Source organism: Parafrankia sp. EAN1pec (assembly GCF_000018005.1).
GTDB classification, from domain to species: domain Bacteria; phylum Actinomycetota; class Actinomycetes; order Frankiales; family Frankiaceae; genus Parafrankia; species Parafrankia soli.
Genome location: NC_009921.1, coordinates 913,227 through 929,386, shown reverse-complemented (window position 1 = coordinate 929,386; position 16,160 = coordinate 913,227). Strand labels below are relative to the sequence as shown.

Genomic DNA, 16,160 nt, shown 5'->3' with positions numbered 1-16,160 from the left:
GGACACAGGCCCGCTGGCGGGCCGGGTGGCCGGCGCGGCCGGGAACACGCGCCTGCTGGCCGGTCGGATCGCGGTGGTCACGGGCGCGTCGAGCGGCATCGGTCGCGCCGTCGCCGCCCGCCTGGCCACCGACGGCGCGACCGTGCTGGCCCTCGGCCGCGACCAGGCCCGCCTGGACGCCCTGGCCAAGGAGTCCGGCGCGGACACGACAGACGGCGCGGCCAACCCGACAGACGGCGCGGCCTCCGGCGCCGGGACGCTCGTGCCGGTGCGCCTGGACCTGACTGACACCGCAGCGGTGGACCAGTTCGCCGCGGACACCGCCAGCCGGTACGGCCGGGTGCACCTCCTCGTCCACAGCGCGGGGGGCTACCTCACCTCCCGGGTCGAGGACGCCTCCGTCGACGACTTCGACACCCAGTACGCCGCGAACGTCCGCGGCCCGTTCGCCCTCACCCAGCGCCTGCTCCCCGCCCTGCGCGCGGCGGCATCGGAAAGCGCGCCCGAGACGTCGGGCGCGGCGGAGGAACCGGGCGCCGACGTGATCGTCATGAACTCGTCGCAGGGGGTCCGGGCGGGTGCCGGCACCAGCCAGTTCGCGGCCACCCAGCACGCGATGCGGGCGGTCGCGGACAGCCTGCGCCAGGAGGTCAACGCCGACGGCATCCGGGTGGTGACCCTCCACCTCGGCCGGACGGCGACGCCCCGCCAGGAGACCATTTTCCTGCGCGAGGGCCGGCCCTACCGGCCCGAGCTGCTGATCCAGGCCGACGATGTGGCGGACCTGGTCACCTACCTGACCCGCCTCCCGCGCACCGCCGAGATCACCGAACTACACCTGCGCCCCGCCAAGAAGAGCTACTGACCCGATCCCCGGAGGCCGGACCGGCTCCGCCCCGGCTGAGCCACGGGGCGGAGCGGGTGGTCAGGAGGAGCCGGGGTCGCCGGCCAGGGGGGCGGCTCCGGCCGGGGTCGAGGTCCCGGCGCCGGCCTGCGCGGCGCTCACCCGTGGCCCGAACAGCTCGAGGTACCGCTTGGCGCTCTCCGGGTTCGCGGTCGGGTTGTGCAGCGACGAGCCGACGTTCTCGGTCTCGGCCGGTGAGGCGCTGTAGTAGCCCTCGTAGGCCAGGATGTCGCGGTTGGCGACGAACAGCTCGTACATCTTCTCCACGTAGAACGGGTTGTCGCCGCCGCCGCCGGTGGAGCGGACCAGGCCCCACTCAGGGACGGCGAACTGCTTGCCGCGCTTGCGCGCGGCCGCCGCCACCGAGCACGCGCCGGAGGCCCGGTTGCACTGGCTGTTGAAGATCTTCTGCGTGGGCGACGCCGGGTAGGAGTCGTAGGCGTCGATGCTGATGATGTCGACGACGTCGTCGCCGGGGTAGGCGTCCCAGACGTTGTCGCCGTTGACCATGGTGTCCCGGTGCGCGGTCATGTTCCAGTCGATCCTCACCTGGGGGTCGGTCGACCGCATCGCGGTGACCGCCCGCCGGAAGCAGGTCTTCCAGGTCACGGTGTCGCGGGGATGCCACCAGAACCAGTCGCCGTTGAACTCCCAGCCGAGGCGGACGATGGCGTCCGGCCGGCCGTTACGGATCATCGTGGTGCCGAAGTCGCGCCAGTGGCTGTCGTAGTCCCCGCGGGCGCACGCCGCCTCGCTGCCGTTCTGCGGGAACAGCGGCTGGGCGACGGAGAGCTTGCCCGGGTAGGTCTCGGGGCGGAAGTCGGACATCGGCCAGTCGGCCTGGGTGATGGTCTGCCAGTTCGTCCGGGCGGTGAAGACCATCGCGATGTCGGTGGGCCGACCGATCCACTTCTCCCAGCCGGCGAGGTCGTTCGGCGGGTTGGCGTTCGCGCCGGAGACCCAGCTCACGCCGCCGCTGGTCGGATGCGTGGTCGGGGGCTCGTCCTCCCCACCGGTCAGCACGACGATCCCGACCGCCAGCAGGACCACGGCCATCGCCGCGCCGATGCCCCCGAGCAGCAGGACGCGGCGCCGGCGCCCCGGCTGGCCGCCGGCGGGATCCGCCGCCCACTTGGAGCCCGGGCCGCGACGGCCACCGGCCCGCGGCGTCGGGACGGTGGCGCCGCCGCCGGCGTGGTCGTCGGACGAGTCCCGCGGTGGCCCCTCGCCGGACGAAGAACCTGGGTCGCCGGCATCCCCACGGCGATGTTCCACGCCCCCACCTCCGTCGACGACGCGCCGCCCGCGCCCTGGTGACTGTCTGATTACGTGCGGTCGACGGAGCACCACAGTGACCGCGATCCCGGTCGTGCTCCGCCTCGGCCACGCCCGCGCCGACGTGGCCACACCGACCTGGCTGTATCCGGCCCGCCGCTAGGCCTGCTCGCTCGCCTCCCGACGAACGGGCGGCACCTGTACCCCGAGGCGATCGGCTCGGCCAACGGGCCGGTCACGTCGTCGGAGACGTCCGTTTCCTGCCCCCCTGACCGCCCAACGGGGTGCGAGCTCGACCGGTTCCCCGGCGAGGTACGCATCATGGTCAGTTCCTTGCGCCTCTTGCTACTCGCACATTATTCACAGGACCGCTAGATCAATACGACACGCTCCCCCGCAACCACCTGTCGTAACCATGACGCCACGTGAGGTTTACTAACGATACCCGGTGGAGTAGGGCCCGAGCGGCCCACCCGAGAGGGCAATCCGCCCACGGATACACTGTCGCCCCGAGCTGATACCAGACCCTCGGGTGGAAGAACCCCGCCAACCACTGACCCTCCGTCCGCACCCCCGCATGAACCCGGGTCGGACCAACCGGTGGTGTACCAACCAACGGGGTGGGGCCAACCGGCCCCGAGGCGGCCCGGCAGTGCGAGAGCGACCGGCCGTACCCGGTGGACGACGGTGTTGACGCGGTCGTCCCGGCCGGGGACGACCGCGCGGGCGAGACATCCGACGCAGCAGAAACGGGGGCGGGAACTGGTGGTCACCACCACCCTCACCACGAGGATTCCACGCTCGTGGGTGATCCCCACCTCGGAGGCCGCCGACCGGCGCCCGGAGAACGCGCGGATCCTCAACACCCTGACGGTCCTGCTGTTCTGCAACATCTTCCTGCAGAGGCTCGCCATCCCCGTGGCGGGCGCCCAGCTCCAGCTCATCCTGCCGATCACCATCGTCGGCGTGATCGTGATGATGAGCCGCGGCGACATCCAGGTGAACGTCGGCCGCCTGCGCGCCTACCTGCTCGCAATGACCGCCTGTTGCGCGGCCGGCCTGGTGTCCTTTCTACGCGAGCTCGACGACACGGCCCTCACCTCGCTCATCCTGCTTTTCGGCACCTACATCCCGTTGTGCTTCGGGCTCTCCCCAGCCGACTCGCGCGCGCTGTTCCCCAAGCTGCTCGACCGGTTCGTGAACCTCACGACGATCCTCGCCGGGGTCGCCCTGTTCCAGTTCGCCATCCAGCTCGTGGGCTGGCAGTACACCGACGTCCTGAGCGTCATCCCGGCCGACTTCCGGATGCACGGGTTCAACACCAGCTACCCCGTCCAGTACGGATCGAGTATCTACAAGTCGAACGCCTTCATCTGCCTCGAGCCGTCCTTCTGCTCGCAGTTCCTCGGGTTCGGCATCGTCGTCTGTGTCCTGCGCGGCGGCAGCTGGTGGCGGTACGTGATGTACGTGCTCGCCCTGCTCTCCACGGTCTCGGGTACCGGGGTCCTGCTGCTGGCCGCCGCCCTGGTGCTGCTGTCGGTACACAAGGGCGCCCGGTTCGCCACGACGGCGCTGGTCGGCGTGAGCATCGTCGTCCTCATCCTGAGCTTCACCCCGGCGGCCGATATCTTCGCCCAACGGGCGACCGAGACATCGTCGAACAACTCCAGCGGAAGCCTGCGGTTCGTCCAGCCCTATACCCGCACCTGGGAGGCGCTGGACAAGGATCCGCTGACGGTCCTGTTCGGCTCCGGCCCCGGATTCGCCGACCGGGACGCCGCGGCCTTCTACCTGAAGACCAGCCTGCCGCTGAACTACGCCCTCCTCCCGAAGCTGGTACTGGAGTACGGCGTGATCGGGACGGTGGCGTTCCTGGCGTTCGTCATGGCCATGTTCGTACGCGGTTCGCCGTCGTTCGTATTGTCCGGGTCGGTCATCGTCTTCTACAGCATTCTGTCCGGTGGTCTACTGAGCCCGGTGGTCACCGCGCTCGGCATGCTGCTGGTCTCGTGGTTCACCGCCACGCCGGAGGACGAACGCTGGAGTCGAAGCCGGGAGAGCTCCCCGGCCGATCCCAGCTCACCACCACCGCCCGGTCGCCTGACACCGGCCCAGCGCTCCGCCTAAAGCCCTTAAAGGGCATCTCCTAGCACTGCGACAGCATCCGGGTCTCTCCTCGTCGTTGGCGGAGCGCCAAGATCGGCTGCGGTTCGGGGTGGTCGCGGTCTGAGCGCGTTCCGGTTCCGCGGAACACCAGGATCGACCTCGGCTCGTGGTGGCCGCACCATCGAGCCGGCAACGGGCGTAGGGGCGCTGTGGACCACGGAGAAGGCCGGAAGCGATAGATATTCACCCGCTTCCGCGCATGGCCCGCGCCCCAGCCCTGGGCCTACGCCGCCCTAGCCCCGGGTCAGCGCCGCCCAGGCCCGGCCCGTCCTGTGCCTGCGCCGCCCCGACCTGCCCCCGCCGGCCTGAGCATGATCGTTTCGGGCGTGCGTATCTCCCAGCCCGGACCGGCGGGTTCCCGGGCGGAAACAGCGAGGGGCGGTCCAGCATCCCCGCCGCCCGTGGGTCCCGGGCCTTGGGGGGTGGTGCCTCTTGCCGTGCCTGGCGGGGCCTGACCGCCGCCCGTCCTTCGTACCTCGGGGCGGCGGCCGGCTCTGTGGTGTCTGTGTTGCCTGCTGCCGTCAGTGCCTGACTCAGCGCTTCGCGGGACGCGCGTAGCGGTCCGTTGCCTCGGTGTCACGGGGGGCGCGGCTGGCCGCCTCGCCGCCCACCGGTGAGGCGGAGGTGATCGACTCGACCGCGGCCTGCGACGAGCCGCGCCCGCCACCCGCGTTGCGGCGCACCGCGGTGCGGCCGTCGTGCACGACACCCACGACCCGCTCGGCCAGGGCCGGCCAGTCGCGCGGCACCTGCTCGAGCTCCTTGAGGTTGGTGTCGGGTGAGGTGATGACGACGACGGCGTCCGCCTGGATCGCCGAGGCGGCGGTCATCGGCAGGTCCGCGAGCGCGGCGGTGACGAGGATGACGAGGTCCACCACAGGCGCGCGGTCGGCCAGGATGGGCGCGAGGCCCCCCGGGCGGGCGGCCCGGGCCGGCGAGACCCGGTTGTAGAGGATGTGGCCGCGGCCCGTCCCCGAGGAGCGGGCCAGGCAGGTCGGCTCGTGCGCCCAGCGGGGCAGCTCGGCCGAGGTGGGCCGGGGCAGCCCCTCCAGCGACGCGCGGACCTCCGACTGCGCCGAGGTGTCGAGGATCAGCACCACGCCCTGGTCGTCCGACCAGGCGGCGGCGACGGCGGCGACCAGCTCGGAACTGAGGTCCGTCCGGGACGCCGGGGTGAAGGCCACCACCTTGCTGGTGGGTGACATCACCGCCGACATGGCCGATACCAGTGTCTCCGCCGCGTTCGCGCTCGTCCGGCTCGCCGGCAGGTCCGCGATGAGCGGCACGCCCATCAGGTCCGCCGAGTTGTGCGGGTCGAGGATGGTCGGGCGCCGCTGGTACATGATCCAGAGCCCGGCCGCGGAGCCGAACAGACCGAGCAACGCGGCGACGAGGACGTTACGGAACAGGCTCGGCGCGACCTGACCCTCCGACCGCGACGGTTCGGCGAGCCGGATCGTGGTGGGCGCCGCGGCGACGTTCACACCAGCCTCGGTGATCCGGGTGTTGAGCGCCTTCACCTCGTCCTGGAGCACGAGACGCTGGTTCGTCAGCCCGGGGTCCGATGCCCCGCCTTCCTGGGTCTGGGCCTGCTGGTCGAGGCCCTGGAGCTGGGTTGCCTTCTCGTTCCGGATCCTGGTGAGCGTGTCGACCAACGTCTCGTCACCGGCGCCGGACTTCCCGAGCTGGGAGGTGTAGGCGGCCGTCGCGGCGTTGACGAAGTCGATCGCGGCCTGCTCGCTGGTGCCGGTACCGGTGATCGTGAAGAAGTACCCCTCGTCCGACGGGGTCGTCGTCAGGCGGTCCGCGACGTCAGCCCGGGTGATCTTCAGCTTGGCAGCGATCTCGTCCAGAGTCGCTGTCGAGGTCGCGAGCTGGGCCTGGGTCTGCACGAAGCGGCCCGCGTCGACCGAGTTCGCGCCAAGGGTCTGGTCCGAGGTGTCCAGGAAGATGCGCGAACTCGCCTGGAACGTCGCCGCCTGCTGCTTGGATATGATCATCGCCAGCGCGGCCAGGATGACCACCGAGATGGCGATCACCATCCACCGCGGCTTCAGGATGCGGATCAGCGACGGGGCTGATGGGGCCCGGCCGGACTCCGTGCCCTGCTGAGAGGAGCGGCTCATGCGGCGCCCGCCTCAGGGCGCCAGGCGCGTGGCGAGGTGCCGGTCAGCCGCAGCTGGGCGAACGCTGACGCAAGCCCTTTGGGCGGCAGGTGAAGCGGAGTCAATTTGGGCCCCCCACAGGAGCGTCCGGCCCGGTCATCGGACCACGGCCAAGATCTGACGGAACCGATTTGTGAGCATAGCCGATAGCGCAAAGTAAGCGACTCATAGCGTGAGCGCAGGCTAGCGGCCAGGGTTTCGCCCGCCGCCTCGCGGTCCGTCGGCACCGCCGCGCTGTTCCGGTTCGAGCAGGTCCAGCGGCTCAGGGTCACGGCGGTCCCGCTCGCCGGCCTGCGGCGACACATCAACCGAGCTTCCGCGCGGGGGCGGGCCCTGCAGAACCGTGGTCCGCTCGACGTCCTCCTGCGCCGCCCCACCGGAGCCCGCGCCCCCAGCACCCGCGCCGCCGCGCACGGAGGTTCCGTGCGCCTCGCCGCCGTGTGCCGGCCTGGCATGTACCGCCTCGCCGCGGCTCGGACGACCGGATGGTGGTGGCGGCGCGAGCGCGGGCAGCCTCGACACCTGGGCCCGTTCCCGGCCGGGGCCCTCCCGTCCGGAGGGCTCGACGACCCGCACGTTCCCGGCCGGCAGGCCGGCCCGGTCGGACGTCCCGGTGTGATCGAACCTCTCGGCCCGGTCGGACGTCGCGATCTCCTCGAACGTCTCGGCCTGTTCGGGCGCCCCGACCTGGACGGACATCTCGGCCGCGTCGCGGGCGTCCGGTCGTCCGCGTGCGTGTTCGCGGACGATCCGACGCAGCAGGATCCACCAGACCGGGGCGATGCCCCAGAACACGAGGTTGTACCCGATGACCGCGCCCGTGGCGTCCGCGAGCAGCAGGCCGAGAATCGGGAAGGCGAAGAGCATCGGCGCCATGGACAGGTTGATCCGAAACGTGATCTTGGTTCGGCCGAGCGCGTACATGATGCAGGCCGGCCCGGTCGGCAGCGCCGTCCCCGCGTAGTGGAACGCGGAGTACACGAGGATGTGGTGCGCCCCGGGCCAGGTGTCACCGAGCAGCGTTTCCCCGATGGCCGGGAATGCGATGAACAGCAGGCTCCACAGGCCGCCGACGCCGACCACGATCACCGTGAGCAGCACCGCCGCGCGCTCGCGCGCCCGCACGGACATGTCGATGCGGCGGGAGAGCTCCGGCACCGCGAAGCTGACGATGCCCACACCGATGACGGTGGTCGGGCCGAGCAGCGTCCGCACGCCGTTCAGCGCCCCGATCGTCTCCTTGGAGCTGAGCAGCCCGATCAGCAGCATCGACGCCTGCAGCGCGCCCTGGACGGTGACGAACTCGGCCGCGAGGTTGGCCGCGTTGGCCCGGTTCTCCCGGACCCAGGTCAACGCCCGCGACGGCGCCGGCCACAGACCGGCCTGCGCGACCCCCAGCAGCGCCGCGACCAGCGCGGAGATGCCCCAGGCGAGCAGCATCGGCGGCGACGCCGTCACGCCCCGCTCGATGAGCACCGTCAGCCCGACCACCTGCACCAGGGCCCAGGCGACATCGTTCAGGAACGCGCCGAGGGGTTTGCCCATCGCGAAGAACACGTAGCGCCAGGCGTCCTGGAGCAGCAGGCCGGGCAGGACGAAGCCCACCACGACGAGGGCGGAGCCGACCGACCCACCGGCGACGGCCCCCACGCCGACGAGCACGATCCCCAGCAATCCACCGAAGACCAGGCACGCTCCGGTGGCGGACGCGGCCGCGTACCTGAACGCGGACACCGACTTGCCCGAGTACGAGATCCCCAGCGGCAGGCAGCCACCCGCCCGGGAGATCCCGATGATCACCGAGAAGATGATGTAGGCGATCGCGAACGAGCCGTACTCGGACGAGCTCACCTGCCGGGCGATCAGGAGCGAGACGGCGGCGTTGGTGGCGCTGGAGACGCCCTGGTCGGCGAGGGTCCAGATCGCCTTCGCCTTCGTCGACCCGCCGCCTACGACGGCCTCCTCGGCGGCGGCCGGCCCGGTGCCTGGACGCTGCTCGGCCACCTCCAGCGCCCCGGTGCCGGAACCTCCGCCGCGTGCGTGGCGCGCCCGGCCGGGCCGGACGGTTCCGTCCGCCGGGTCGCCCTCGCCCGCGGCCGCTTCGGCCGCGCTCCCGGAGCCGGCCGGGCCGGCCCACCGGCCACCGGCCTGCCCCGGCCCCGTTCCGGGCCCCGAGCGCCGCATGACCTGCGTGCTCGCGGCGTCGGACTCCGGCCGGTTACGGCCGTAGAGACGCGGGATGTAGTCCGTCTGGTCGACGGCGGCGGCACCGTCCTCCATCTCCAGCCGGCGCCGCAGCGACGACAGGTCGATGGTGTCGGTGAACGCGTTGATGAAGTGGATGTCGGGGTTGCGGGCCGCGCCCTGCCGCCCGCGGCGCCCGCCACGGCCCTGCCGGCCACGGCCGTCGCCGGCCCGGCTGGTCAGCGCGGTCTGGTCCGATCCGGCCGCGCCGCCGCCCCGGCCCGGTGGGCGCGGCTCCCGGCGCCCCGTCGCCGACCATCCGCGCCCCGATCGCCGCGTGTCCCCCGCGCCGGCCGCGCCAGCAGGGCGCCCCTCGGGGGGGACTCCCACGGAACGCGGTGCGGCGGGCGGCGGCGGGGCCTGGCGCTGGTCCGCCGGCGACTGCCCGGCAGGCGGGTGGGCGGCCGGGGCCTGGGGGGCTGCGGGCGGTGTGGACGGGAGCTGGGTCGCCGGCGGGGGTGCGGTGGCACCCGTGCCGGCGACGTCGACCCGCATGAAGTCATCGCCCCGCCGGCCCGCCGGCGGCAGGCCGGGCGACGGGACGGGTGGCGAGGTCCGCGGTGGTGACATCTGCGGTGGTGGAGTCTGCGCCGGCCCGGCGCCGGGCGGCGGGGTGCCGGCCGGGCGCCCCGGCAGTGGCGTGCCCACCGTGAAGCCGCTCGGCGGAGCGGGCCTCGGCGTGGGCTGACGGGCCACGCCTCCCGGCGGAGGCGGTGCCTGCGGCCCGGTGGTGCCCATGCGGACGGTGGTCTCGGGCGGAACCCATCCGCCGGACGGGGGCGCCCCGCCCGCCCGTTGCGCGGCGCCCCGCTCGCCCTGTCCCGGCTGGTCGTGCCGGGCAGCAGGGTCGGTTGGGGTGCCGCCGGGGGCGGGCGTGTTGCCAGCGGAGTGCCGGGGCATGGGGGTCCAGCCCGGCGGCGGCGTCAGCGCGCGCGCCGCGCCCTGGCTCGGCGGCGTCCCGTCCGGCGGCCGGACGCCCGGCAGGGGCGTACCGCCCGGACGGGGGGTGTAGCCGGGCGGCGGCGTGCGCCCGGACGGCGTGCGCCCGGGAGGCACGTGCCCTGCCGGTGTGTGACCGGGAGGCTCCTGCCCGGCCGGTGGGGTGTTCCCCGGGGCCGGAGCCCGCTCGAACGGCGCGGCGCCGCCCGGCGGCGGGGTGCGTCCCGGCGGCGGGGTGTGCGCGGGTGGCGCGGCATGGCCTGGCCACGGTGTCGCGCCAGAGGATGGGGTACGCCCGTACGGCTCGGAGCGCCCCGGGGCTGGCGTGCGCCCCGGGGGCGGAGTGTGACCCGCCTCCGGCCGGTAGCCCGGGGGCGGAGTACGCCCGGCTGGTGGAGTGCGCCCGGGGAGTGGGGTGCGCCCGTCCCGGTAGCCGGATCGGCTCTCCACCACGAACGGCTCGGGAGCCGGCCGGTGCTGCTCCGGCCCCCCGCGCGGATCAGTTCCAGCCCGCCCGTCAGCACCACCCCACTGGTCAGCACCACCGCGGGGATCGGCGGCGCCCCGCGGATCGGGCGTGCCCGGCAGGACGATCCGCGGCAGCGGAGTGCCGACGTGGACCCCCTGCTGCCGGGGATCGGTCGCGCCAGGCCGGGGCTGGGGCTCGTCGTTCCGGCCGGTCGGCCCGGTGCGCGGCTGACGCGGGGCGCGCGGCACGTACTGCGTGGTGTCGGCGTCGCCGGCGGGCGGCTCGGGCGGGAGGTCCGCGTCGTCCGCGCCGGCCGCCCTCGGCTCCATACCGAGATCGGTCACGCCCGACACCCCGTCCCGCCCGGGACGTCGAGGACGTCCGGGCCGCGGGGTGCTGGGCGCAGCCGGAGGGCTGCCGACGCTGATGTCATCGCTTCGTTGGGTTGGGCTCTCCTAGAGCACGACCGGACGGGGCACGGGCACGACGAAGCGGCCGCCCCGAGAGGCGTACTCCTCCTGCTGGGCCATGATCTCCTTCTTCACGTTCCACGCGAGCAGCAGCAGGTAGTCGGGCTGGCGCTCAAGCAGCACGGCCGGGTCGAGGATCGGGATCCGCGCGCCCGGGATGTACTTGCCCTGCTTGTGCACGTTCCGGTCGACGACGAAGTCGATCAGCGTGTGGTCGATGCCGGTCGAGTTCAGCAGGGTGGCGCCCTTGGCCGCCGCGCCGTAGGCCGCGATGGACTTCCCCTCGGCCTTCAGCGAGCGCAGCAGCTCGGTCAGCTCGCCCTGCAGCACGCGGACGTCGTCACCGAAGCTGCCGTAGCGCTCGAACGTCCCGAGGCCGGCGGTGCGCTCCGCGTCCAGGACGGCCTTCACCGACCCGGTCGGCTCGGCGGCGCCCTGGTGCTGCATCCGCCAGCGCAGCGTCCCGCCGTGCAGGTCCGCGAACTCCTCGACGCCGACGAGCTGCAGGTCGTGGCGGCGCATGAGGGCGTCCACCGCGATCGTGGAGAAGTAGCAGAAGTGCTCGTGGTAGACGGTGTCGAACTCGTTGTGCGCCAGCAGCGCGCCGACCCCGGGGTTCTCGACGTCGACGATCCCGTCGTCGGCGAGCAGGATCGAGAAGCCCTCGACGAAGCTGTTGAGGTCGGGGACGTGCGCCATCACGTTGTTGGCGATGATGACGTCCGCCCGCAGGCCCTCGGCGACGAGCGTGCGGGCGAGGTCGGCCCCGAAGAACTCCTCGCGGGTGGGCACGCCCGCCTTGCGCGCGGCGGCGGCCGGGCCGGGGGTCGGCTCGATGCCCAGCACCGGTATGCCGCGCTCGACGAACGCCTTGAGCAGGTACCCGTCGTTGCTGGCGACCTCGACGACCAGGCTCTCCGGGCCGAGGTCGCGGCTCGCGATCAGGTCGATCACGTGCTTCTCGGAGTGCCGGACGAGCATGTCGGAGAACGACGAGAAGTACGGGTAGTCGGCGTCGAAGATCTCGTCGGCGGGGAGCACGTGAGTCAGCTGGACGAGCGCGCACTGCTCGCAGAAGCCGACCTCCAGCGGGAAGGCCGGGTCCACGGCGTCGAGGGCGTCCGCCTTCACGAGCCGGTTCGCGACAGGGGTGTCACCCAGCGACAGGAAGACACGCGGGGCGGGCCCGTCACACGATCGGCAGGCGGTGACCGGGGCGGCGACGCCTCCCGCGGCCGGGCTTCCTTCTGCTGAGGTTCCGGATGACATGCGTTCCCCTGTTCGAGGTGACCGGCGCGCGGTGACCGGTGAGCGGCGGTTCGGCTGGCTGCACTTCAGCTGGCGGCACTTCAGCTGGCTGTACTTCGGCTGACAACAGTTCGGGCTGCGGCCGGATCGGATCTGATCTGATTTGGCCTCAATCGAGATGATGACGATGTCGGCGTGACGGCCGTCAGCCGCCTCCGGTCGACCGGTCACGGACCACCGACCCACCGACGACCGCGTCCGACCAGATCACCATGACGGGCGTGCGAACAGATCGATTTCCAGGTGGTCCGCTCGTACCCGTCCGGCCGTCCCGAACCACCCCCACATTACTCAGCGTTGCGAACAAACACGCCAGGTACTGGATTCGGCCGCTTTCGCCGCCTCCTCCACGCTTCCCGCCTCGTGCCCGGGATGCCACCCCGACAGGCGCACATCACGGTGACGTGAGTGTCACACACGCACGGAGTTGACCTGACGCAAGCACGCCGGGCATCCCCACCCCGGGAAACCGGCCTGCCCAGCGGGCATGGCCGTTGCCGACGGGCCCGGGACGCGGATCCGGCAAACCGGATCCCCCCGTTCAGGTCTGGCCGAGCTGGATGAGCTCGTCGCCCGGGACGCCGGCGGGCAGCAGCGGCCAGCCGCGGTCCTTCTCCGAGATCACCGAGACGGGCAGCGGCCAGGCGATCCCGAGCCGGGGGTCGTCGAAACGGAGACCACGGTCATGCCCCGGAGTGAACGGGACGTTCATCTGGTACGTGGCCTCGGTGTCGTCCACCAGGGTCTGGTAGCCGTGCGCGAGCCCGGCGGCGATGAACAACGCCCGGTGGTTGTCCGCGGTCAGCTCCACGGCCACGTGTTCCAGGTAGGTCGCCGAGCCGGGCCGCGAGTCGACGATGACGTCCAGCAGGGCGCCGCGGGTGCAGCGGACCAGCTTGGTCTCGCGCACCGGCTCGCCGGCCCAGTGCAGGCCGCGGATCGTCCCGGCACGGCGGTTGTAGGCGACGCTGCACTGCGCGACGGCCACCTCCAGCCCGGCGGCGGCGAACTCCTCCTGGCAGAAGGTGCGCGCGAACAGGCCGCGGTCGTCCGAGAACGCCTCGACGTCGACGATCGTCACGCCGTCGATGGCGGTGGGCGTGAGCTTCACCGGGCGGTCCAGAACAGCTCGGCGTCGACCTGGCCGGTGCCGATCAGGTACTGCAGCTGCTTGAGCCGGGTGTGCCCGCGGCCGGTGAACGTCTCGGTGTCGAGCTGGATGCGGCTGAACACCTCGTGGAGCTGCTCGGCTCCCTTGTGCGCGTCCCAGTCGCAGGAGAAGCCCGGGAGCTGGGAGGCGATCTTGTCGAACGACACCCGGTAGCTGCGGTTGTCCCCGCCGTTGTCGCCGAAGCTCAGCTTGCAGCCGGTGAAGACGGTGGCGACCGCGTCCGCGATCTCCTTCACCTGGTAGTTCTGCGCGCTGTCACCCACGTTGAAGATCTCGTTGTGGACGGCGTCGCGCGGCGCGGTGAGCACGCACCGGATCGCCTTGGCGATGTCCAGGCCGTGCACCAGCGGGCGCCACGGGGTGCCGTCCGAGGTCATCGCGATCTCGTTCGTGGTCCAGGCGACCCCGGCCAGGTTGTTCAGCACGATGTCGAACCGCATCCGCGGCGAGGCGCCGTACGCGGTGGCGTTGCGCAGGAACGTCGGTGAGAAGGTGTCGTCCGCCAGCGGCGCGACGTCCCGCTCGACGTAGACCTTGCACTCGGCGTACGGCGTCTGCGGGTTGACCGGCGAGGTCTCCGTGACGTCCGACCCGGTCGCGACGCCGTAGACGCTGCACGACGACATGTAGACGAACCGCTGGACGCCGGCCTGCTTCGCCAGCTTCGCGAGCCGCACGGACCCCTGGTGGTTCACCTTGTAGGTCACGTCGGGTGCCAGCGCGCCCAGCGGGTCGTTCGACAGCTCCGCCATGTGCACGACCGCGTCGACGCCCTCGAAATCCTCGACGGTGAGGTCGCGCAGGTCCTTGTCGATCGTGTGCGGGACACGGTCCGTGCCGCGGTAGAGCCAGCCGTACTTGTAGTAACCGGTGTCCACCCCGACCACGTCGTGGCCGTCGCGCAGCAGCTCCGGGGCAAGCAGGCAGCCCAGGTAGCCCTCCGTACCGGTGACGAGCACCTTCATCCGAGAGTCCTCCCGATCTCGACGAGGGCACGCGGGGTTCGACGACGGCCCTGCGCTCCGACCACAGAAGGTACCGAGAGGGCCGGAGGTGCCCGCCAGTGACGCCCCACTGTGCTCCTGTCCGTCTGACGACGAACACTCTGCGCATACCGGAGGCCCGCAGGCCATTCCCGCACCGAGGACGCCGACCCTGCCCACCCTCCCCCATACGGATATGACCTACATCACTTCATGCAGCCGACGTGTGTCTTGGTGAACCGACGGCCTGTCGACTCGCAGACAAACGACCGCACAACACCGAGGATGTGGAAAGCTCGCCTCCGGACACGGTGTGTGCGTGTTCGTGGCGTGATGCGCATCCCCCGGTCCGCGCCGCGCGGAGCGTCCGAAGGCAGGTCAGGTAGTGATGGGTCACCGAGGCGCCGCCGGCGGGGCCCGGGCCGGGCGGCACCCGTCGGCCGGAGTCACCGGCGGGGTGCTGCTCGCGGTGCTGTCGGCGGTGCTGCTACCCGGCGCCGCGGCCGGCACGGCGGCCGCCGCGACGCCCCAGCCGGCGGCCCCGGGTGCGAGCGCCAGGCCGGCCCCCCGGACAACCCCCGCGCCGACGGCCTCGGCACCGGGCCGCTCCCCGTCGGGCGGGCTGCCATCCAGCGGGTTCTCGTCCGCCGACGCGCAGTGGTACCACGAGAGCCTCCGGCTCGCCGAGGCCCACCGGGTGAGCCGCGGCAGGGGCATCATCGTGGCGATCATCGACGGCGGGGTGGACGCCACCCATCCGAAGCTGCGCGGGCAGCTCCTCTCCGGCGCCGGGGTCGGTGCGGACGCCGCTCTCGACGGGCTGCGCGACGACGACCCCGACGGCCACGGCACGGCCATGGCCGGGCTGGTCGCCGCCCGCGGTGACGTCGGTGACCCGGCGGTGTGGGGGGTCGCGCCCGAGGCGAAGATCCTGCCGATCTCCACCGGCGAGGAGGCCGACTCCGAGGAGGTCGCCCGTTCGGTGCGGATCGCCGTCGACCGGGGGGCGGGCGTGATCAGCATGTCCCTCGGCTCGGTGGGGCGGGCGACGGGCGCGGAGGAGAGCGCCGTCCGCTACGCGCTCGCGAACGACGTGGTGGTCGTGGCCTCGGCCGGCAACACCGAGCCGGGCGACACCGAGGTGAACTCCCCGGCGAACATCCCGGGCGTGATCGCCGTGACCGGATCGGACTACCGCGGGATGTTCTGGGGCGGCTCGGTCCAGGGGCCGGAGGCCGTCCTGGCCGCGCCCGGACCGGGCATCCGGGCCCCGGTGCCGACCAGGGTGTCGCCCGACGGCCTGGACACCGGAGGCGGCACCAGCAACTCGGCGGCGATCGTCGCCGGGGTGGCCGCGCTCGTCCGCGCCGCGAAGCCCGGCCTGGACGCACCCAACGTCATCAACCGCCTGATCCGCACCGCGCTCGACATGGGCCCGGTGGGGCGCGACAGCCAGTATGGCTTCGGGCTGGTCGAGCCGGTGGCCGCGCTGACCGCCGAGCTCCCCCTCGTGGACGCGAACCCACTGCTCACCGCCCCGATCCCACGCACCGGCAGCAGCGCGGACGGCGGCAGCGGGGCCGGGGGCGGCGCCACCCCCGACGGGGCCATCCCGGCCCTGCCGACACCGCCGCCGCCCGCGACCGCGGCTCCCCCCGTGGGCGCGGCCGGAGCCGGCCCGGACGGGGGTGGGGACGACCCGTCCGTGCTGACCTGGGTCGCCGGGCTCAGCCTCGCGGCGTCGGCGGGCGTCCTGCTCGGCGCGCTGGCGTACGTGCTGGCCGGCGCCCGGTTCGCCGCGACGCTGGGCCGCCGGGGCCGGGCCACGGCCCATCTGGTCACGGAGCAGGGTGCTGGCCCGCCCGCGACGGCGCCCGTCCCGCCGGGCCCCCCGCCCGGTTGGACCACGCAGCCCGGTTGGGCGGCTGGGCCGACCCGCGCCGCACCACCCGACCGGACAGGGCAGCCCGTCCCGCCGCACCCGGCCGGGCCGGCGGCGGGCGGCCCGCGCACCCCCGGCGGGGGCGTTCCCGTGGACACCCGCGGGTGGCGGACACCGCACTGAA

Annotated in this window: 9 protein-coding genes; 3 read left to right on the top strand and 6 right to left on the bottom strand. The window is 72.9% G+C overall.

From position 1 onward, the window contains the following. Window positions 1–13: 13 nt before the first annotated feature. Window positions 14–865, top strand: a complete 852-nt coding sequence (locus tag FRANEAN1_RS03870) for an SDR family NAD(P)-dependent oxidoreductase (RefSeq protein WP_049795891.1) — start codon at window positions 14–16, stop codon at window positions 863–865. Between the two features lie 60 nt (window positions 866–925). On the opposite strand, the gene FRANEAN1_RS03865 is transcribed toward FRANEAN1_RS03870, so the two are convergent. Beyond that, window positions 926–2,179 (bottom strand): glycosyl hydrolase, encoded by a 1,254-nt coding sequence (locus FRANEAN1_RS03865; protein ID WP_020458445.1) that lies wholly within the window; start codon window positions 2,177–2,179, stop codon window positions 926–928. 687 nt (window positions 2,180–2,866) lie between these two features. On the opposite strand from FRANEAN1_RS03865, the gene FRANEAN1_RS03860 reads away from it, so the two are divergent. Next, window positions 2,867–4,306: a hypothetical protein gene (locus FRANEAN1_RS03860; RefSeq protein WP_347176975.1), complete on the top strand. Its 1,440-nt coding sequence runs from the start codon at window positions 2,867–2,869 to the stop codon at window positions 4,304–4,306. A 572-nt stretch (window positions 4,307–4,878) separates the two neighbouring features. Here the strand turns inward: FRANEAN1_RS03860 and FRANEAN1_RS03855 are convergent. From FRANEAN1_RS03855 to FRANEAN1_RS03830, 5 genes are all read right to left on the bottom strand, one after another. After that, window positions 4,879–6,471, bottom strand: coding sequence for an LPS biosynthesis protein (locus FRANEAN1_RS03855; protein WP_020458442.1), 1,593 nt, complete (start codon window positions 6,469–6,471; stop codon window positions 4,879–4,881). Between the two features lie 222 nt (window positions 6,472–6,693). Next, complete coding sequence (locus FRANEAN1_RS43000) at window positions 6,694–10,506, bottom strand: hypothetical protein (protein WP_347176974.1); 3,813 nt, start codon at window positions 10,504–10,506, stop codon at window positions 6,694–6,696. A 111-nt stretch (window positions 10,507–10,617) separates the two neighbouring features. Further along, window positions 10,618–11,901, bottom strand: a complete 1,284-nt coding sequence (locus FRANEAN1_RS03840) for a class I SAM-dependent methyltransferase (RefSeq protein ID WP_020458440.1) — start codon at window positions 11,899–11,901, stop codon at window positions 10,618–10,620. A gap of 580 nt (window positions 11,902–12,481) precedes the next feature. Then, window positions 12,482–13,051, bottom strand: a complete 570-nt coding sequence (locus tag FRANEAN1_RS03835; RefSeq protein WP_020458439.1) for a dTDP-4-dehydrorhamnose 3,5-epimerase family protein — start codon at window positions 13,049–13,051, stop codon at window positions 12,482–12,484. Then, window positions 13,048–14,076, bottom strand: coding sequence for an SDR family oxidoreductase (locus FRANEAN1_RS03830; protein WP_020458438.1), 1,029 nt, complete (start codon window positions 14,074–14,076; stop codon window positions 13,048–13,050). The genes FRANEAN1_RS03835 and FRANEAN1_RS03830 overlap by 4 nt, the downstream gene beginning before the upstream one ends. 406 nt (window positions 14,077–14,482) lie before the next feature. On the opposite strand from FRANEAN1_RS03830, the gene FRANEAN1_RS03825 reads away from it, so the two are divergent. Then, window positions 14,483–16,159, top strand: coding sequence for a S8 family serine peptidase (locus FRANEAN1_RS03825; protein WP_020458437.1), 1,677 nt, complete (start codon window positions 14,483–14,485; stop codon window positions 16,157–16,159). Window position 16,160: the final 1 nt, after the last annotated feature.